The organism is Streptomyces sp. NPDC031379, from assembly GCF_055569615.1.
Genome location: NZ_JBVIIT010000010.1, coordinates 179,382 through 198,333, shown reverse-complemented (window position 1 = coordinate 198,333; position 18,952 = coordinate 179,382). Strand labels below are relative to the sequence as shown.

Sequence of the window (18,952 nt, the reverse complement as noted above, 5' to 3'; positions counted from 1 at the left end):
TCCCCTCCCCCCCCCCCCCCCCCCCCCCCCCCCCACCCCCCCCCCCCCCCACACACCCCCCCCCCCCCCCCCCCCCCCCCCCCCCCCCCCACGGCTGTGCCGCCGTTCAGTCGGCCCGCGCGTCCGCGTGCACGACCTCGAACTCCTCCAGGCCGACCACCGTCACGTGCGCCTTGGCCGCGCCCTCGTGCCGGGCCGCCGCCTGGCCGGCGCGGGACACCGCGAGGGAGCGGCGGTCGGTGAAGAGCGTGCCGACCATCCCGCGTCCGCGCTCCCGGTCCAGGAACAGGGCGGCCCTGGCCAGGCCGGGCAGGGTCTCGAGGCGGGGCACCACACTCGCGTGGAACGTGTCGGCGAACAGGTCCGCGTCCGCCGGGTCGAACTCCACCCGGGTGATGCGCAGTCCGCCGCCGGTGGTGGGACGCGGGAGTGTGTGGAAGACCGCGACCTCGTAGTTCTCGACCGCCACGGTCCCCGCGAAGGGCTCCAGCAGCGCGGGCCGCCGCTCGCGCATCACCTCGTCGCTGTTGTGCCGGGCCTCCTCGGAGTCCCACCAGCTGACGGTGAGCAGTTTGCCGAGGTCGCGATCGACGAAGACGCCCGCGCCGCGGTAGCCGGGCCGTTCTTCGAGCAGGTCGCGTCCCTCGGAGTTGAGCGCCCGGATCGCCGTGTCGAGTTGGGCCGGATCGCCGGTCGCGTACACCGTGCGTACGAACATGACGCCTCGCCTTCCGGTCCGGCGGCCACAGACATGGCCTAATACTTCCGGAACCATCCCCCACCCCAGTCTTGCCCGTGTCACAAATCCCCGCAATACGCGCGGGTTTCACGACGTGCGCACGCAGGGGTTGACGCGGACATGTAACCAGGTCCACCTTGTACGGCACCCGGTAAGGAAACTTTCCTAACAGAAGGGTCCCCCACAGTGCGTCTTCGAACACTGACCCTCGCGGCGGCCTCCGGGGCCGCCCTGCTCGCCGCCGGAGTCCTCCCCGCGAACGCGTCCGCGACCTCGGCTCCCGGGACGGCCCCCACGTCCGCCCAGGAGGGCACGGTCAGCGCGGCCGACCTGCTCGCCAAGGTGACGTCGTGCTCGCAGATCTCCAACGGCAAGTACAAGACCGACGACGAGACCTCGGCCACGGTCCCCGTGTGCGGCAAGAACGGCGCGGTGTTCTGGAAGGCCGACATGGACATCGACTGCGACGGCCAGCGCACCACCAACTGCAACGAGGACCGTGACCCCTGGTACCAGGACGACACCGCCTTCCACCAGTCCGACGGCAAGCCTCTGAAGGCCGAGACACTGCCGTACGTCGTGGTCCCGAGTTCCAGCAGCATCTGGAACTACGCCGGTGCCGGCATCAAGGGCGGCGGTGTGGTCGCCGTCGTCTACAACAACAAGGTGGAGTACGCCGTCGTCGGCGACACCGGCCCCACGAAGATCATCGGCGAGGCGTCGTACGCCACCGCCAAGGCGCTCGGCATCGACCCCGACCCGGCCACCGGCGGCACCGACTCGGGCGTGACCTACATCCTGTTCAAGAACTCCACGGTCTCCCCCATCGAGAGCCACAGCGCGGCGGTGACCCAGGGCGACCAGCTGGCCAGGCAGTTCCTCCAGAACAACTAGGAGCGGGTCAGTTGGGCTGGCCCAGCGGGCGTACGACCACGGTGTTGACGTCGACACCGGCCGGCTGGCGGATCGCCCAGAGGATCGAGTCGGCCATCTGGTCGGCGGTGAGGAGGTGCCCCGGGGGCAGGCTGCCGTAGGCGTCCCAGAACGGGGTCTCCACCCGGCCCGGGGCGACCAGCGTCACGCCGATCCCGAACTCCGTGACCTGGCGCCGGGTGTTCTCGGCGAGCCCGGTGACCGCCCACTTGGTCGCGCCGTAGATGTTGCCGGGCGTGTTCACGAACCCGGCGACGCTGCCGACCAGGACGATCCGGCCGCGCGTCTCCTTCAGGGCCTCCACCGAGGCGCGGATGAGGAGGGCCGGGCCGAGCACGTTGGTGAGGACCATCTCGGTCCAGCCGGCCGGGTCGCCGTCGGCGACGGAGTCGTGGGTGGCGAAACCGGCGTTGGCGACGACGGTGTCGAGTCGGCCGTATGCCTTGAGGGTGCGGTCGACGGCGTTGCGTACGTCGTCGAACGACGACGCGTCACCGACGACCGTCCGCAGTTCCTCGGGGTCGCCGAGCCCTTCGGCGAACTCCCGCAGCCGCTGTTCCGAGCGCCCGGTGACGGTGACCCGGTGTCCTGCGTCCAGCAGCTGCCGGGCCACGGCCGCGCCGATCCCACTGCCGCCGCCGGTGATGAGCGCGACCGGAGAGTCGTTCATGAAGTCCCCCTGTTCGTCCCCGCGTTGTGTGCGAACCAGGGAAGTCCATCACTTGGAGGGCGCTCGAAGTCAAGGGCGGTCACAGGTGGCCCGGTACGGCACCGACGGGAGATGGCGGTGCCATTCCGCCTCGCCCAGTCCGGCCCCGGCCCGCGCACACACCGTGGCGGCGGCACGGCGCGGCGCCAACGGATGGGTGCGGTCGGCCAGATGAGACGTCGCCACGTGCAACTCGGCGCCGTCCGAGGAGAATCCGAGGGCCAACACCGGTCCGTCCCCGACCGGCAGGCGCGCCGCCGGCAAACCCGGCTCAGCCGTCTCCCACACCTCGACGGACCCGTCCGGTGCCCCGGCCGCGACCAGCGAACCGCCCGCGGCGAACGCCAGGGCCGGCCGCTCCCCCGCGGAGCCTGCCGTCCGCAGTACGGCGGTCCGCCGCCAGGTGCGCGCGTCCCACAGGGTCACGCGGCCCTGGAGGTCGGCGACGGCGGCGTACCGCCCGTCGGGGCTGAAGGCGCCCGTCATCAGGAGGTCCTCCCCCGCCACTCCCGCGCTCCCCTCGATCCGCCCGCCGCATCGTCGTCCTGCGCGACCCCGCCGGACAGCCGCTCGACCCCGAACCGCGGGAGAGGCTGAAGCAACGGGTGCTCGCCGACTCCTTCGAGGAGTGCGCGACCCGAACGGTACGGGGCGCACGGGTGAGCGTGTACGCACGACCGGGACGGTGCTGAGCACGCCGTGCACCGTCGACGGCCCCGGTTGGACGCCCTGCCACGCCAGGCGGCTCGCACCGAACCCGCCCCCGCCGACAGGCACGGACCACACCGGACGCACAGCCGGACGATACGGGACGCGCGGGTGAGGGGGTGAGCACGGCCGGGACGATGCCGAACACACCATGCACCGTCGACGGACCCGGCCGGACACCCTGCGGTGCCGGGCGGGCCGGTGCCGTTCCCGGCGGGCGCGGGGTCAGACCGGGCGTACTGCCGTGTGGACCGTGTAGGCGCCCAGGACGAACACGTCCGGCCGGTGGTGCACGCTCATCGGGTCGGAGGGGTCGAGGAGGCGGTCGAGGGTGGTCCGGTCCTCCGTGTCGAGTGCGTCGCCGAAACCGTCGCGCAGGCGGGACAGGTGCGCGGCGACGTAGGCGCGGGCTCGGTCGGTCACGGGGGCGGGCAGGTCGAGCAGGAAGCTGCGGGTGCGGGTGTGCTTCAGACCGGCGGAGGTCAGCAGCGCCGGCCAGTCCTCGGTCTCGGCGACGGAGCCCGGCAGGTCGGCTCGCATCCGGGCGAACCACTCCTCCTCCAGTACGTCCAGCCGGGCCTGGAGTCCGGGGCGGCCGATGCCGAGGTCCCGGGGCAGGAAGCGGGAGGGCAGCCCTCCTTCGAGGAGGGCCAGGGTGCCGCCGGGGGCCAGCCGCTCGGCGAACACGGCGAGCCCGGATCGCTGATCGCCGAGGTGGTGCAGGCTGCGACTGGCCCACAACAGGTCGGCCGGGTACTCCAACTCGGCCAGTGCACCGGGAAGTTCACCGGCGATCGTGTCGAAGCGGTCGGCCACGCCCTGCCGGGCCGCGCGGTCGCGGGCGCGCTCCAGCAACGGCTCGGCGCTGTCGACGGCGACGATCCGCGCACCCGGGAAGGCCTCGGCGAACAGACACGAGACGACTCCGGGTCCGCTGCCCGCGTCCACGATCAGGCCCGGCTCGGTCACCTCCTTCGCGAGCCAGGCCATGGCCCGCTCGTACACGGGAGCGAACAGCTCCGCCTGGGCCTCCAGCCGGGGGCCCTGCTCGTTCCAGTCGATGTCGGCGGTGTCGTGGCCGTGCTCGTGGGGACCTTGCTCGTGGTGGCCGTGCTCGTGGGGGTCGTGCGCCATGGTGGTCAGCCTCTCGTCCGGATGCCGCCAGCGTGCGACGGCACACCGGGCAGGGGCCAGCCCCGTTGCCGGTACGGCAAAAAGGGGTGACCGGAGCGGATGGAACGGCAAGCCGGGAGGCCGGAAGAACCGGATGCCGGGGCCCGCCGATCACCGACCACGACCCGATGACGAGGACACGACGACCGGTGGAGCGCGCGATCCGCCGGGGCCTGACCGGTGAGGCCTGGCCCCGGCGGACACTCAGCCCGTCACTGTTACGGCAGCGGCGGGTAGGCGTTCTGCATCAGCTGCTGGAACTGGGCGGAGAACCAGTGGCCGGACAGCGGGGCGTTCGGCAGGGCGCCGGACAGGTTGTTGCCGTTGCGTGCGTTGCCCGTGTACGTCGGGTCGCACATCCGGTCGAAGCCCTTGCCCTCGTCGTTCGAGATGGCACTGCTGGAGCCGTCGGACTCGCCCGGGGGCTTCATCCACACGTAGGCGTCGATCCCGCTCGCCGGGTTGGCCTGCGGGCGTTCGCCGAGGCCGGCGCCGGACTGGTTGCACCAGTTGCCGATGTGGATACGGCGGTCGTAGCGGCCCCCGTCGATGTAGGTGTCCACGCTGGTCTTGGCCCCGGGTCCGCTCGGGCGGGCGGTGCCGCCCCAGCCGTTGCGGGAGGTGTCGATCAGCATGCCGATGTTCGAGTTGAAGCCGACCGAGACCAGCTGGTTGCGGAAGGCCTGGGCGAAGGACTGTTCGTCGACGTAGCGGTTCCAGTCGACCCACTTCGACTGGCGTACCGTGGTGCCGTTGACGGTGTCGTCGACGGTGAAGTTGTTCTCCTTCAGGGCGCTGTAGTTCGCCGTGTTGGTGATGAAGCCGTGCACGTCGTCGACGGTCGCGCCCTCGCTGGTCGCCGCCTGCTTGAACAGGTTGGCGGAGGGGGCGAAGTTGTCGTCCCAGCCGAGCCACCCGTGGTGGCCGGCGTCGAGGTAGTTGTAGACGTTCGGGATGGCGCCGAGCTTGGCGAGGGCGTACCCGACCCCCTTCACGTAGTTGCCGTTGGCGAGCATGGTGTCGCAGTTGGGGGTGGCGGTGGCGCGGCTGCCGGTGTTGGTGACGAGGTTGGGCAGCGAGTCGATCTCGACGGTGGTGACGATCCTGAGGGAGGCGTACTTGGGGTCGGACAGGATCGCGGCGATCGGGTCGATGAACTGCGTCTTGTACTTGTCGATCTCGGTCGGGCCGAGTTCGCCGTTGGAGGCCAGCGCCGAACAGTCCCGGCCGGGCAGGTCGTAGACGACCAGCTGGACGACCTCTTCGCCGCTGCCCTTCTGCTTGAGCGCCTCGTCCAGGTGGGCGCGCAGGCCCATGCCGCCGTTCACGCCGTTGATGGCGGCGATGCGGTCGAGCCAGACACCGGTGGGCTGGCTGGAGATGCGGGAGCCGCCCGGTTCGGCGGCGGCCTTGGCCGACCATTCCGGGTTCACGTACACCTTGGCGCCGGCGTAGGGGTTGTCGACACGGCTGCCGCTGCCACCGCCGTTGTCGCCGCCTCCCCCGCTGCCGCCGTCGTCGACGTTGCAGGTGACGCCGTCGAGGGTGAAGGTGGCGGGTACGGCGTTGGTGCCGCTGTAGGAGCCGTTGAAGCCGAAGCTCACCGAACTCCCGGTGGCCAGGGTGCCGTTGTAGCTCTCGTTGGAAGCGGTGACGGCGGTGCCGCTCTGGCTGAGCTTCGCGTTCCAGCCGCTGGTGACCTTCTGGTTACCGGCGTACGACCACTTGACCGCCCAACTCGACTTGGCGGCCGCATTGTTGGTGACGGTGACGGCGACGGTGAAGCCGGTGTCCCACTGGTTCTGCACCTTGTAGTCGACGGTGCAGGGGACGGCGGCGGTCGCGGCGCCGGCCGGGGAGACGGACAGCGCCGTCCCGGAGGCCCCGGCGACCAGCGCCAGGGCAGCGAGCAGGGACATTCTGGTACGACTCATGAGTGCGGGTTCCTTCTGTCGTCCGTGATTTCCACGGGTCGGGAGCCGTGCTGCGGGGATCTACGGGTTGACGGTGCGCAGGTGGTCGCGCAGCCCGATGCCGTACGCCGTGGGCCTGCCGTCGTAGGAGGAGATGAGGGACGGGCCGGAGGAGCAGTCCCAGGTGTTCCAGGTCCAGCCCAGATAGGACAGGTTCCGGTCGTCGAACCACTTCATGACCTGGTCGACGAACCCGTGCGAGCAGGTGTTCTCGCCGATCTCCCCGGCGACGAGCGGCACCTGGGCCGCGACCGGGGCGAGGGTGGAGTTCCAGCAGCTCTCGTTCGCGCAGGTGTTGAAGTTGTAGACGTGGTAGGCGGCGGCGAGATTGCCGGCCGGGTCGGTGGGCTTGTAGGTCAGCCACTGGCTGAGGTCGTTGGAGTAGGCGAGCCCGCCGGCCAGGATGACGTTCTCGGCGCCCGCGCCGCGGATGCTGTCGACCAGGTCCTGCATGCCGGCGACCTCGTAGGAGATTCCGGGGCAGGTGCCGCCGTCCCGCCAGCACTTCCAGGCGTCCGTGGTGCTGGAGGTCGCCCGGTCCGGGTAGGGCTCGTTGAACAGGTCGAACACGGCCGCCCGGTCGTCCTTGAAGGTGCCCGCCACCGAGGCCCAGAAGGACGGGGCGTACCTCATGTCGGGCATCGGCTTCTGGCAGCCGGCGTGCACGTCGGAGCAGCCGGCCGAGTTGCCGGTGTACTGGCCGTAGGACCAGTGCATCTCGAGGACGGGTGTCATGCCGTGTGCCTCGACGCGGGCCACCAGCTCCTTGACGGCGTCGACGTAGTGGGTACCGCCGTACTCGGGCTTGATGTTGGACAGGCCGAGCCAGCACTCCTCGTTGAGCGGGATGCGGACCGTGTTGGCCTTCCAGTCGGCGATCGCCTTGATCGCCGCGTCGTCCACGGGGCCGTCCCAGATGCCGTAGCCCTGTACGCACATGAACTCGCCGCCGGAGCGGTTCACGCCGAGCAGCCGGCGGGTTCTGCCGTCGGCGTCCACGAGCTTGGTGCCCGACACGTGCAGGGCGGGCGCGGTGCCGCCGGACGGCGGCGGATCGGTGGGCGGGGGTGTCGTCGGTTCCGAGTCCACGTTGCAGGTCGTGCCGTTGAGCTTGAACACCGCCGGCGCGGCATTGCTCCCCGACCAGGAGGCGAGGAACCCGGCGCTGACGCTCGCGCCGGTGCCGAGCGCGCCGTTCCAGCTCTCACTGGCCGCGGTCACGGTGGTGCCGGACTGGGACCATTCGGCGTTCCAGCCCTGGGTGACCTTCTGCGTGCCGGCGTAGTCGAAGGTGAGCTTCCAGCCGCTCAGCGCGGCCTGATTGTTGGTGATCTTCACGGAGCCCTGGAAGCCGTTGTCCCACTGGCTGGTGACGGAGTACTCCACCGTGCACGCGGGCGTGGCTCCCTCGGCCGCCATCACCGGGACGACCACGCTTCCGAGGAGCGCGACCGCACCGGTGACGGCTAAAAGTACTGAACGCGGGGGGTGTCGCATGAGCGACTCCTTGCAGCTTGGCGCGCCGTGACAGGCGCGTCGACTGAATGGAATCGCTCCCACTGGTGCGAAGGAAGGTAGCGGTAAGCGGCGGGATTGCCCAGGGGAGTCGCTTGTCTTTTCCTCAACACGCTCCGTCGAATCTTTTCGACTCTTCAAGCACCTTGACCGCTCAGGGGCTCGTCCTCACTATGGGAGCGCTCCCACTGGTTCAAGCCTTGACTTCTTCGAGCCGCACGCCGCAAGGAGGAACCAGCACATGGATCCCGGACGCAGACGCAGAGCCGCGCGGCGGTGGTGGACCGCCACCCTGGCCGCGCTCGCTCTGCCCCTGACGATGCTCGCCACCGGAACGACCCCCGCGCACGCGGCGGCCGTTCAGTGCAGCGTCGACTACAAGACCAACGACTGGGGCTCCGGCTTCACCGCCGACCTCACGATCACCAACCGCGGCACCGCCGCGATCGACGGCTGGACGCTCACGTACGCCTACGCGGGCAACCAGAAGCTGACCAACGGCTGGAACGGCACCTGGTCCCAGTCCGGCCAGGCGGTCACCGTGAAGAACGCCGCGTACAACGGCACCGTCGCCGCGGGGGCCGCCGTCTCCACCGGCGCCCAGTTCAGCTACAGCGGCACCAACACCGCGCCGACCTCGTTCGCGGTCAACGGCACGACCTGCGCCGGCGCGCACCAGCCGCCGCTCACCGTGCTGACCAGCCCGAGCGCGGGCGCGGTCTACACCCAAGGGGACTCGGTCCCGCTCGCGGCGACCGCGGCGGCGGCCGACGCCGCGACGATCAGCAAGGTGGAGTTCTACGACGACACCACGCTGCTCGGGACGGACACGAGCGCGCCCTACACGCTCTCCACCTCCGGCTTGACCGTGGGCAGTCATTCCTTGGTGGCGAAGGCGTACGACAGCCTGGGTGCGTCAGCGGACTCCACCCCGGTCGGCATCACGATCGCATCCGGGCCCGCCGTGGTCGCCACACCAGCCCAACTAGGCGTCCAGCAGGGCAAGTCGGGCACCTTCGCGGTGAAGCTGTCGACGCAGCCGAGCGCGAACGTGACGGTGAGCGTGGCCCGCACGGCCGGCAACACGGGCCTGTCGGTCACCGGCGGCTCGTCGCTGACCTTCACGCCCGCCAATTGGAGCACCGCGCAGACGGTGACCGTCACGGCCGACTCCTCCGGCACCGGCAGCGCGACCTTCACCGCCTCGGCCACCGGCCACACCAAGGCGACGGTCACGGTGACGGAGCTGGCCGCGTCGAAGGCGTACGACGCCCGTTTCCTGGATCTGTACGGGAAGATCACCAACCCGGCGAACGGCTACTTCTCCCCCGAGGGCATCCCGTACCACTCGGTCGAGACGCTGATCGTCGAGGCCCCGGACCAGGGACACGAGACGACGTCGGAGGCCTACAGCTACCTTCTCTGGCTGCAGGCGATGTACGGCAAGGTCACCGGTGACTGGTCGAAGTTCAACGGCGCGTGGACGATCATGGAGAAGTACATGATCCCCACCCACGCCGACCAGCCGACCAGCTCCTTCTACAACGCCTCGAAGCCGGCCACGTACGCGCCCGAGTACGACACCCCGAACGAGTACCCGGCGAAGCTGGACACGTCGGTGTCGGTCGGCCCGGACCCGATCGCCGGTGAACTGAAGTCGGCCTACGGCACGGACGACGTCTACGGCATGCACTGGATCCAGGACGTCGACAACGTCTACGGCTACGGCAACGAGCCCGGCTCCTGCGAGGCGGGCCCGACGGCCACCGGACCGTCGTACATCAACACCTTCCAGCGCGGCCCGCAGGAGTCGGTCTGGGAGACGGTCCCGCAGCCGACCTGCGACGCCTTCAAGTACGGTGGCAAGAACGGCTATCTGGACCTGTTCACCGGCGACTCCTCCTACGCCAAGCAGTGGAAGTACACGGACGCCCCGGACGCGGACGCGCGCGCGGTGCAGGCCGCCTACTGGGCGGACGTGTGGGCGAAGGCGCAGGGCAAGGGCGCGGACGTGTCCACGACGGTCGCCAAGGCCGCGAAGATGGGCGACTACCTGCGGTACTCGATGTACGACAAGTACTTCAAGAAGATCGGCAACTGCGTCGGCCCGTCGGCCTGCGCGGCCGGTACCGGCAAGGACGCCTCGCACTACCTGCTGTCCTGGTACTACGCCTGGGGCGGCGCCACCGACACCAGCGCGGGCTGGGCCTGGCGCATCGGCTCCAGCCATGTCCACGGCGGCTACCAGAACCCCCTCGCCGCGTACGCGCTCAGCTCCTACGCCGACCTCAAGCCCAAGTCGGCGACCGGAGCGGCCGACTGGAGCAAGTCGCTGCAGCGGCAGCTGGAGTTCTACCAGTGGCTGCAGTCGTCCGAGGGCGCCATCGCGGGCGGCGCGACCAACAGCTGGCAGGGCCGCTACGCCACCCCGCCGGCCGGTACCCCGACCTTCTACGGCATGTACTACGACTGGCAGCCCGTCTACCACGACCCGCCCTCCAACCAGTGGTTCGGGTTCCAGGCGTGGTCCATGGAGCGGGTCGCCGAGTACTACCAGCAGACGGGTGACGCCAAGGCGAAGGCGGTCCTCGACAAGTGGGTGAAGTGGGCGCTGTCCAAGACCACGATCAACCCGGACGGCACCTACCGGATCCCCTCCACCCTCCAGTGGTCGGGCGCGCCCGACACCTGGAACGCCTCGAGTCCCGGAGCGAACAGCGGACTTCATGTCACCGTCGCCGACTACACCGACGACGTCGGTGTGGCGGCCGCGTACGCCAAGACGCTGACGTACTACGCCGCCAAGTCCGGTGACACGACGGCGAAGTCGACGGCGAAGGCCCTGCTGGACGGCATGTGGAACAACCACCAGGACAGCCTGGGCATCGCCGTCCCCGAGACCCGCAGCGACTACGGCCGGTTCGGCGACAGCGTGTACGTGCCGAGCGGCTGGAGCGGCACGATGCCGAACGGCGACACGATCGACTCGGCGTCCACGTTCTCCTCGATCCGGTCCTTCTACAAGAACGACCCGGCCTGGTCGAAGATCGAGGCCTACCTCAAGGGCGGCGCCGCGCCCGTCTTCACGTACCACCGGTTCTGGGCCGAGGCGGACATCGCCCTGGCCATGGGCTCGTACGCGGAACTCCTCGAGTAGGTCCCCACGCGGCGCTGCGCGGCATCGGCCGACACGGGACCGCGGGTCGTCGGTGGCCGGTCGCGCAGTTCCCCGCGCCCCCGCGGGGCGCGACATCGCACCGTGGGCCGGGCGGTCCCCACCCGCACGGGGGGCCGCCCGGTTCTCACGCCCTCCTCCCGACGGAAGGACCCCACCGTGCGCAGAACCCGCATCCTCACGGCCGTGCTGGCGCTGGCCGCCGGACTGCTCGCGGGGACCCCGCCCGCACTGGCCGCCGCCACCCCGCACGTGACCCTCGCCGCCGACACGTACACCTGGAAGAACGCCCGGACCGACGGCGGCGGCTTCGTCCCCGGGATCGTGTTCAACCGCTCCGAGAAGAACCTCGTCTACGCCCGCACGCGAACACGAGACCCGTGACGTTCAGGCTGGACGACCAGACCTGCGGCGTGGGCTGACGGCGCGCGTGACGGTGGATCACCTGGTCGTCCGGCGGTTCCCCGCACCGGTGTCCTGGTCCTACCGTTGCGTCCGGCCTGTCGATCCACCGAGAGGAACAACGGCATGACACTGCCGATCTGCCGCACCTGCGGCACCCAGTACGGCGCCGCCCGGCCCGACTGCCCCGTCTGTCTGGACGAGCGGCAGTACGTCGGGCGCGACGGCCAGCAGTGGACCACGCTGGCCGAGCTGCGCGACGGCGGGCACGAGGGCCGGTTCGAGGAGCAGGGGCCGGGCGTGCTCGGCATCGGCGTCACGCCCGACTTCGCCATCGGCCAGCGCGCCCTGCTGTTGCGCACGGCGTCCGGGAACGTGCTGTGGGACTGCGTGCCCTACCTCGACGACGCGATGGTCCGGGCGGTGGAGGAGGTCGGCGGGATCTCGATGATCGCCATCAGCCACCCGCACTTCTACTCCGCCATGGTCGAGTGGGCGCACGCCTTCGACGCCCCCGTGTACCTGCACGAGGCGGACCGCCGGTGGGTGGGCCGGCCCGATGCCGCGCTGCGCTTCTGGTCGGGCCGGACGCACCGGCTCACCGAGGAGCTGACGCTGATCAACCCCGGCGTCCACTTCCCCGGCAGCGCGGTACTGCACTGGAGCGCGGGCCAGGGCGCTCTGTTCACCGGCGATGTCGTCAACGTCTGCCCGGACCCGCGCTGGGTCACGCTGATGTACAGCTACGCCAACCACATCCCCGAGCGCCCGGAGGCCGTACGCGCCGCCGCGGAGCTGCTGCAGCGCCACCGCTTCGACCGGATCTACGGCGCGTGGTGGCACCGGGTGGTCACCGGCGACGGCAACGAGGTGCTGCGGCGGTCGGTCGACCGCTATCTGCGCTTCCAGCAGGGCGACCCCGGCGACTGACATCGCGGGGCCCCGCATCGGCCGGCCGGCTGCTCTCGCTCTGCCCCGCTCGAAGCAGGAGGATGGAAGAAGAGCGACCCCAAGGAGGCCCGTCATGAAATCCGGAGCCTCGGATCACGACTTCGACCTGTATGCGCGTACGCCCTCCCAGGCCGAGGGCGAGCGCGACGAAGCGGACGAGCCCGCAGTCCAGGAGCAGCATCCGGACGTGCCCAGGACCGAGCCGTCCCAGGCTGAGGGCGAGCGGTCGGACGACCTCAGGACCGCGTGAGCGCGTTCCGGTTTCGCCCTGCGGTTCGCAACGGCGCGGATGCCCCTCGGTGAGCGGCGCGCTCCTGCTGAGCGGCTGCTCACCGGCATGGGCAGGTCCGTGCGGCCGGGGCGCCGGACGCGTGGCCGTGACCGGCCACGGCGACCAGGACCGCCAGCGTCGCACCGGCGAGCAGCGCTGGTGCCGGCGCCCAGGTGGCCAGGAGGACACCGGCCGCGGCGACGGGGAACGGGATCCGCTCGGCCGCGCTCCTCTGGTGCGGCCGGAGGTGCACCGCCCACACCGTGATCAGGAAGACGGCCGCCGGAACGGTCACCGCGGCACCGGCGGCGGTCGGTGACGCGCCGCTGTGCCGCGTGACGTGATCGGCGTACGCGGCCAGGCCGGCGCCCTCGGCGGTCGCCGAGGCGAAGATCAGGTAGTGGCCGTAGGCCCACGGGAATCTGCGGCGGTGGGCCTGGTGCGTCGTGGCGAGCAGGGTGTGCGCGGGTCTGGCGAAGTACAGCCACCACATGGCGTAGGCCATGAGCAGGCCGCCGCCCGCCAGCGCGTACAGCGCGCCGGTGCCGTGGTGCCTGTCGAAGGCGCCGCGGACGGCGACGGTGGCGGCGGCGACGGACTCGCCGAGGACGATGAGGGTGAACAGTTCGTAGCGCTCGGCGATGTGGTGCGGATGCCAGGGGGTCATCCCGGCGGACTGCGCCCACAGGGGAACGGACACCTCGGCCGCGATCAGCACCACGATGCCCGGCAGCCGCACCGGCGGCGGGGCGAGGAGCAGCCCCACCCAGCCGAGCTGACACACCGTCACCCCCGTGGCGAAGCGCAGCGTGGTCCTGCGCCGGGCGGGGTCGGACAGCGCGGCACGCAGCCAGAGCGCGGCCAGTGCCGTCCGCAGCACGACGTACCCGAGCGTGATGACGCGCAGATCCCCGTCCCCGAAGGCGCGGCGCACACCGGCGGCGAGGACGAGCGAGCCGGTGATCTGCACCAGCACCGTCAGCCGGTACGGGACGTCGTCCGGGTCGTAGGCGGAGGCGAACCAGGTGAAGTTCATCCACGCCCACCAGATGGTGAAGAAGACCAGCGCGAAGCGCAGGGCACCGGTGGCGTGGTCGCCCTCCGCCAGCGCCCCGTGCAGGCTCGCGGACGCCTGCGCCACCGCGACGACGAAGCACAGGTCGAAGAAGAGTTCCAGCGAGGTGGCGGCCCGGTGCGGCTCGCCGGGGTCGCGGCCCACCATGGTGCGCCATCGCCCGGCGCCCGGGTACGCCCGCATGGTCGTGGCGCGGTTCAGCGGAGGGCTCCCGGGGCCGTCTCGTGGGTCCGGTGAACGGGGGGACGGGGGTGGATCAGGTGGTCGTTCGCGCTCATGCCTCTCCTCGTACCGCCGCCTTACCGGGCACGGCTGTCCCGTTGACGCTAGGGCGGCCGGACGGCGGCCCTGGTCCGCCCGTGCACGGGGACTTGCCCGAGAGCGCACGCCGGGCGGGAACACCGGGTGCGGGCCCGGCGGCACCTCACCTGGCGGCGGCTCCGTCTTCGCCGGCCGGGGCAGGAGACCGGGGGCCCGGCAGGGCCGGGGCGGCCGTCGGCTTGCGGAAGGCGCACAGGCTGAAGGACGGGTCGTCGCGGGGCCGGTCCTGGTCCGGGAGGCGGGCCAGACGCGTGGCGAACTCCTCGCTGCGCGGCTCGCCCGGGGGCAGCAGGGTGAACCAGCCGCGGCGCAGGTCGGCGATGGTGCCGCGGGGACTACGGCCCTGCCCGACGCCGCGGAAGGAGGCGCGGCCCGAGGGCAGCAGCCCGTGCCGGGTGGCGTGCGCGGTGACCGGACCGGCGGCGTCCGCGGCGGGGCGGCGCGGGCGGGAGGCGAGGACGGCGTCGATGTCGCTGCCGACGTCGTGCGCGTCGGCCTTGTCGACGGTGGTGACGTAGACCCCGCCGGGCCGCAGCACCCGGGCGCACTCGGCGACGACGGCGCGGACGCTCTCGGGGTCCAGCAGATGCAGTAGCCAGACGGTGGTGACCGCGTCGACGCTGCCGGTGCGGAAGGGCAGCCGGCAGCTGTCGGCCCGCACGACGGAGCCGGGCAGCCGGGCCGAGGCCATGCCGACCATGGCGCGGGTGAGGTCGGCGCCCGTCACCCGCAGCCCGGGGCGGGCGGCGGCCAGTCGCCGGGTGACGATCCCGGTGCCGCAGGCGACGTCGAGCAGACGGCCCGGGGTGTCGGGCAGCAGGGTGAGGAGGGCCTGCGCGGCGGCCGCGGCGCGGGCCTCTCCGCCGCGGGAGGCGTCGTAGTGGCGGGCTTCCTCGTCGTAGTCGAGCACGTCCCTCAGTGTGCGCCGTGACCTGGGGCGATGTCCTCCACCTTGCGGGCGAGACCGAAGTCCTTCGCGGTGACGGCGCCGCCGGCGCTGTGGGTGTGCACGCTGAGGGAGACGGTGTCGTAGCCGAGGGTCAGGTCGGAGTGGTGGTCCAGCTCGTCCTGGATGCCGGCGATGTGCACGACCAGCGCCGCCGCCGCGAAGTGCGAGCCGAGCCGATAGGAGCGGGTGAGCCGGTCACCGTCCACCGACCAGCCGGGCAGCTCGGCCAGCCGGTCCTCGATCTCCTTCTGCGACAGCGGTTCGACGGCCATGGCCGGGTCTCCCTTGGTGTCGGCGGGCGTCCCCCTCGGGGGTGTCTGCCCCGCGGGTGTCCCTCGAGGGCGTCCCCTCCGGGGAAGGCGGGTACGTGTTCAGCCTGCCACGCCGGCGGCCGGCGCACTCCACCGGCGCCTCGGCCGTCCGCGCGGGCGTCGATTAGGGTCGTCGGTATGACCATTGTCGCGCCCGGTCCTTCCGTCACCGCGTCCGCCGCCGACAAGGGTGTCGGCCCGCACCTGCGCGCCTGGCGGGAGCGGCGCCGGATCTCCCAGCTGGAGCTGGCGCTGCGTGCCGACTCCTCCGCCCGGCACATCAGCTTCATCGAGACCGGCCGGTCCCGGCCGAGCGAGGAGATGGTGCTGCGGCTCGCCGAGCACCTGGACGTACCGGTCCGCGAGCGCAACGCCCTGCTGCTGGCGGCCGGTTACGCCCCCTACTACCCGGAGAGGCCGCTGGACGACCCGGCGCTGGACGCGCTGCGCGACGGGATGGAGCGCCTCATCCAGGGCTACGAGCCCTACCCCGCGCTGGTGGTCGACGCCGGCTACACGGTCCTCGCGGCGAACCGGGGCATCGCGATGCTGCTGGAGGGCGTGCCGGAGGAGCTGATGACACCGGCGCCGAACGCGATGCGGCTGACCCTGCACCCGCGGGGGCTGGCGCCGCGCATCCGGAACCTGCGGGAGTGGCGCGGGCATCTGCTGGCACAGATGGAGCGTGAGATCGCCCTGCACCGCTCCGACCGGCTCCGTGCCCTGTACGAGGAGGTGTCGGCCTACCCGGTGCCCGAGGACGTGCCTGATGCGGAACCGGCCGAGCCGGTCGCGTACTTCGCGCTGCCGCTGCGGATCGAGCACGACGGCCGGACCCTGTCCTTCGTGTCGTCGATCTCCACGTTCAACACGCCGATGGATGTCACGGTCGCCGAACTCGCCATCGAGACGTTCCTGCCGGCGGACCCGGCGACCACCAAGTACCTGCACACCTTGGCCGGTTGACCACCGCCCGCGCGAGCGGGCCGGCACCGCGTCCCCTCGAGAGCGTGTGCGAGGCGGCATCCCGTGACAGACTGCCCGCGTACTTCGGCGCGTAGGGGAGGGCGTGGCGTGAGTGAGCGGCGGGCTGCGCCCACCGTGGGCCAGGTGGTGCTCGGCAAGCGGTTGCAGGAGCTGCGGGAGGCGGCCGGGCTGAGCCGTGAGGAGGCCTCCCGGGTGCTGCGGGTGGCCTCGGCGACCGTGCGGCGCATGGAGATGGCCGAGGTCGCGCTGAAGATCCCGTACGTGCAGGTGCTGCTCTCCACCTACGGGGTGGCGCAGGAGGAGGCGGCCGCGTTCGTGCGGCTGGCCGAGGAGGCGAACCAGCCCGGCTGGTGGCAGCGCTTCCACGATGTGCTGCCGGACTGGTTCAGCCTGTACGTCAGCCTGGAGGGCGCCGCCCGGGTCATCCGCTCCTACGAGCCGCACTTCGTGCCGGGGCTGCTGCAGACCGAGGAGTACGCGCGGGCGGTGCTGGAGGCCGGGACGATCGGGCAGCGCGAGCCGGAGACGATCGAGCGGCATGTGTCGCTGCGCATGGAACGGCAGCGGCTGCTGGAGCGGCACGATCCGCCCCACCTGTGGGTCATCATGGACGAGACGGCGCTCAGGCGTCCGGTGAGCGTGCGGTCCGAGGTGATGCGGGACCAGCTGGACCGGCTGCTGGAGTACGCGGAACGGGACCGGGTCACGCTGCAGCTCGCCGAGTTCGCGGCCGGCCCGCATCCGGGCACGTACGCACCCTTCACGCTGTTCCGGTTCGGCGAGCCGGAGTTGCCGGACATGGTGTTCACCGAGTACCTGACCGGCGCGCTCTACCTGGACTCGCGCCGGGAGGTCGCCGCGCATCTGGAGGTGCTGGACCACATGACGGCCCGGGCGGCCTCCGCGCAGCGCACCAGGAAGCTTCTGCGGGAGTGGCGCGAGAACCTCTGACCCCGGCTCTTCGGCCCCGTCCGCATCCCGGATGACCCGTACGGGTCCCTGAAGGGGTGCGTTCCGGCGGCCGCCCCTAGGTTCGACATACGGGGTGAGCCGAGGGAGCGCACGTGACCGACACGCAGATACCGGCCAAGGAGCCCGGTGCGGCCCTGCTGTCGGCCGGGCGGTGGTTCCGGCCCGGCACGCCCGCGTCCGACCCCCGTCCACGCGCTGATCAGCAGGTACCGGGGGGCACTGCCGCTGCATCCGGAGTACGGACGCTGCCGATGGTCTGGTACATCCCGCCGCTGTCGCCGGTCGTGGACGCGCTGACCGAGACCGGGTACGACGGGGAGGACGCTTCCCATCTGTTCGGCGCGATCGACACGCTGCGCATCCCGCTGGAGTACCTGGCGGAGATGTTCACCGCGGGCGACACCGCGCCGGTGCGCGCCACCCTGGAGAAACTCGCGGCGATGCGCTCCCACATGCGGGCGGTCAACCTCGGCGAGGCACCGGACGCCTCGGTCGCCGCAGCGGTCGGGATGGAGCCGGACGAGATCGAGGAGATGTACCGGCTGCTGGCGATCGCCAAGTACGAGGACCGGTACGTCATCCCGACGGCCGCCGTGGGCGACGCCCGCCGGCTGGAGGAGTCGGCGCTGCCCGAGGGGTGCAGCCTCGAGTACGACGGCGGGCCCGGCATGGGCGGCGACGGCCCCTTCGGGCAGGACTCCGGCCGCAGGAACCTGCCGCTGGTCTCCGCGGAGAACTTCCACCTGCTGCGCCGGCGGCAGACGTCCGACGACGCGAAGGAGGCGTGATGCCCGCGGACGCGGTGCTGTACCAGGCGGCGGCGCTCTGCCTGACCTACCCGGACGAGGACTTCGTCGCCCGGCTGCCGCTGCTGCGCGAAGCCGCCCCGCAGCTGCGGGCGTTCACCGACCACGCGGCCGTCACCCCGCCGCAGGAGCTGGCCGCGCACTATGTGCAGGTCTTCGACTTCAGGAACCGGCACAGCCTGTACCTGAGCTGGTGGCACGACGGCGACACCCGGCGGCGCGGGATGTCCCTGGTCCGGTTCAAGGAGGTCTACCGCGCGCACGGCCTGGAGTTCAGCGGCGAGGAGCTGCCGGACTTCCTGCCGGCGGTGCTGGAGTTCACCGCGCGGACCGGCGACACCGGACTGCTGACCGAACACCGCGACGCCCTGGAAGAGCTGCGGACACGACTGACCGCCTACGGCACACCGTACGCCGGCGTCCTGGACGCGGTGTGCGCCGCTCTGCCCGCCGCACACACCGGGGTGCGCCGATGACCACACTCCTGTGGAGCGCCCTGCCCTACATGGCGCTCGCCCTGCTGGTGGCCGGCCTCGTCTGGCGCTACCGCTACGACAAGTACGGCTGGACCACGCGCTCGTCCCAGGTGTACGAGTCGCGGTTGCTGAACATCGCCTCGCCGGTCTTCCACTACGGCATCCTGTTCGTGCTCACCGGCACCTCGTCGGCCTGTTCGTGCCGGCGTCCTGGACGGAGGCCATCGGGGTCGACGAGCGCACGTACCACCTGTTCTCGCTGTACGGCGGCACGGCGGCCGGGGCGCTGACGGTCGCCGGGATCGGGTTGCTCGTCTACCGCCGCCGCACGACGCGGTGATCGGCATGCTGCTGATCGCGTTCGTGCCCTACAGCCGGCTGGTGCACATGTTCAGCGCGCCGGTGCAGTACCTGTTCCGCCCGTACGCGGTCTACCGGACGCGGGATCCCCGGCAGCTGGGGCCGCGACCGGAGCGGCGGGGCTGGGAGCGGCTGGGCGGTTAGGA

Annotated in this window: 16 protein-coding genes and 3 pseudogenes; 10 read left to right on the top strand and 9 right to left on the bottom strand. The window is 71.5% G+C overall.

Annotation, left to right across the window (positions count from 1 at the left end; translation table 11 throughout):
• Positions 1–106: 106 nt before the first annotated feature.
• A complete protein-coding gene (locus ACZ5CW_RS17005; RefSeq protein WP_468601912.1) occupies positions 107–718 on the bottom strand; it encodes an antibiotic biosynthesis monooxygenase in 612 nt (203 codons plus the stop codon).
• Between the two features lie 207 nt (positions 719–925).
• On the opposite strand from ACZ5CW_RS17005, the gene ACZ5CW_RS17000 reads away from it, so the two are divergent.
• Entirely contained in the window at positions 926–1,633 is a 708-nt protein-coding gene (locus ACZ5CW_RS17000) for a glycoside hydrolase family 75 protein (RefSeq protein WP_468601910.1), read from the top strand.
• Between the two features lie 7 nt (positions 1,634–1,640).
• Here ACZ5CW_RS17000 and ACZ5CW_RS16995 read toward each other — a convergent pair whose 3' ends face one another.
• The 5 genes from ACZ5CW_RS16995 to ACZ5CW_RS16975 form a co-directional block, all read right to left on the bottom strand.
• A complete protein-coding gene (locus ACZ5CW_RS16995) occupies positions 1,641–2,342 on the bottom strand; it encodes an SDR family oxidoreductase (RefSeq protein ID WP_468601908.1) in 702 nt (233 codons plus the stop codon).
• A gap of 69 nt (positions 2,343–2,411) precedes the next feature.
• A complete protein-coding gene (locus tag ACZ5CW_RS16990) occupies positions 2,412–2,888 on the bottom strand; it encodes a WD40 repeat domain-containing protein (RefSeq protein WP_468601906.1) in 477 nt (158 codons plus the stop codon).
• Positions 2,889–3,314: 426 nt separating this feature from the next.
• The gene (locus ACZ5CW_RS16985; RefSeq protein WP_468601905.1) at positions 3,315–4,223 is read right to left on the bottom strand and encodes a methyltransferase; all 909 of its coding nucleotides are present in this window, start codon (positions 4,221–4,223) and stop codon (positions 3,315–3,317) included.
• Positions 4,224–4,480: 257 nt separating this feature from the next.
• Positions 4,481–6,196 carry a glycoside hydrolase family 6 protein gene (locus tag ACZ5CW_RS16980; RefSeq protein ID WP_468601904.1) on the bottom strand — a complete coding sequence of 572 codons (1,716 nt, stop codon included), beginning with the start codon at positions 6,194–6,196 and terminating at the stop codon, positions 4,481–4,483.
• 60 nt (positions 6,197–6,256) lie between these two features.
• Positions 6,257–7,732, bottom strand: a complete 1,476-nt coding sequence (locus ACZ5CW_RS16975) for a cellulose binding domain-containing protein (RefSeq protein ID WP_468601903.1) — start codon at positions 7,730–7,732, stop codon at positions 6,257–6,259.
• Positions 7,733–7,991: 259 nt separating this feature from the next.
• Here ACZ5CW_RS16975 and ACZ5CW_RS16970 point away from each other — a divergent pair, with 259 nt between their 5' ends.
• From ACZ5CW_RS16970 to ACZ5CW_RS16955, 4 genes and pseudogenes are all read left to right on the top strand, one after another.
• Positions 7,992–10,907: a glycoside hydrolase family 48 protein gene (locus ACZ5CW_RS16970; RefSeq protein ID WP_468601902.1), complete on the top strand. Its 2,916-nt coding sequence runs from the start codon at positions 7,992–7,994 to the stop codon at positions 10,905–10,907.
• A gap of 177 nt (positions 10,908–11,084) precedes the next feature.
• Positions 11,085–11,291: pseudogene (locus ACZ5CW_RS16965) on the top strand (hypothetical protein); the annotation flags it as partial.
• 162 nt (positions 11,292–11,453) lie between these two features.
• Complete coding sequence (locus ACZ5CW_RS16960) at positions 11,454–12,257, top strand: MBL fold metallo-hydrolase (protein WP_468601901.1); 804 nt, start codon at positions 11,454–11,456, stop codon at positions 12,255–12,257.
• Between the two features lie 94 nt (positions 12,258–12,351).
• The gene (locus ACZ5CW_RS16955) at positions 12,352–12,528 is read left to right on the top strand and encodes a hypothetical protein (RefSeq protein WP_468601900.1); all 177 of its coding nucleotides are present in this window, start codon (positions 12,352–12,354) and stop codon (positions 12,526–12,528) included.
• 79 nt (positions 12,529–12,607) lie between these two features.
• Here the strand turns inward: ACZ5CW_RS16955 and ACZ5CW_RS16950 are convergent, their stop codons facing one another.
• The 3 genes from ACZ5CW_RS16950 to ACZ5CW_RS16940 form a co-directional block, all read right to left on the bottom strand.
• The gene (locus tag ACZ5CW_RS16950; protein WP_468601899.1) at positions 12,608–13,807 is read right to left on the bottom strand and encodes a low temperature requirement protein A; all 1,200 of its coding nucleotides are present in this window, start codon (positions 13,805–13,807) and stop codon (positions 12,608–12,610) included.
• 241 nt (positions 13,808–14,048) lie between these two features.
• Positions 14,049–14,855, bottom strand: coding sequence for a class I SAM-dependent methyltransferase (locus ACZ5CW_RS16945; protein WP_468601898.1), 807 nt, complete (start codon positions 14,853–14,855; stop codon positions 14,049–14,051).
• Positions 14,856–14,860: 5 nt separating this feature from the next.
• Complete coding sequence (locus ACZ5CW_RS16940; RefSeq protein WP_468601895.1) at positions 14,861–15,166, bottom strand: 4a-hydroxytetrahydrobiopterin dehydratase; 306 nt, start codon at positions 15,164–15,166, stop codon at positions 14,861–14,863.
• Positions 15,167–15,343: 177 nt separating this feature from the next.
• Here ACZ5CW_RS16940 and ACZ5CW_RS16935 point away from each other — a divergent pair, with 177 nt between their 5' ends.
• From ACZ5CW_RS16935 to ACZ5CW_RS16915, 5 genes and pseudogenes are all read left to right on the top strand, one after another.
• Positions 15,344–16,171, top strand: a complete 828-nt coding sequence (locus ACZ5CW_RS16935; RefSeq protein WP_468601893.1) for a helix-turn-helix domain-containing protein — start codon at positions 15,344–15,346, stop codon at positions 16,169–16,171.
• A 108-nt stretch (positions 16,172–16,279) separates the two neighbouring features.
• On the top strand, positions 16,280–17,143 hold the full coding sequence (locus ACZ5CW_RS16930; RefSeq protein ID WP_468601891.1) for a helix-turn-helix domain-containing protein: 864 nt from the start codon (positions 16,280–16,282) through the stop codon (positions 17,141–17,143).
• A gap of 195 nt (positions 17,144–17,338) precedes the next feature.
• A pseudogene (gene narY / locus ACZ5CW_RS16925) lies at positions 17,339–17,952 on the top strand (nitrate reductase subunit beta); the annotation flags it as partial.
• Positions 17,952–18,446, top strand: a complete 495-nt coding sequence (gene narJ / locus ACZ5CW_RS16920) for a nitrate reductase molybdenum cofactor assembly chaperone (protein ID WP_468601889.1) — start codon at positions 17,952–17,954, stop codon at positions 18,444–18,446. The pseudogene narY and the gene narJ, both read left to right, overlap by 1 nt.
• A pseudogene (locus ACZ5CW_RS16915) lies at positions 18,443–18,950 on the top strand (respiratory nitrate reductase subunit gamma). Before narJ ends, ACZ5CW_RS16915 begins: the two are co-directional and overlap by 4 nt.
• The last annotated feature ends 2 nt before the right edge of the window (positions 18,951–18,952 follow it).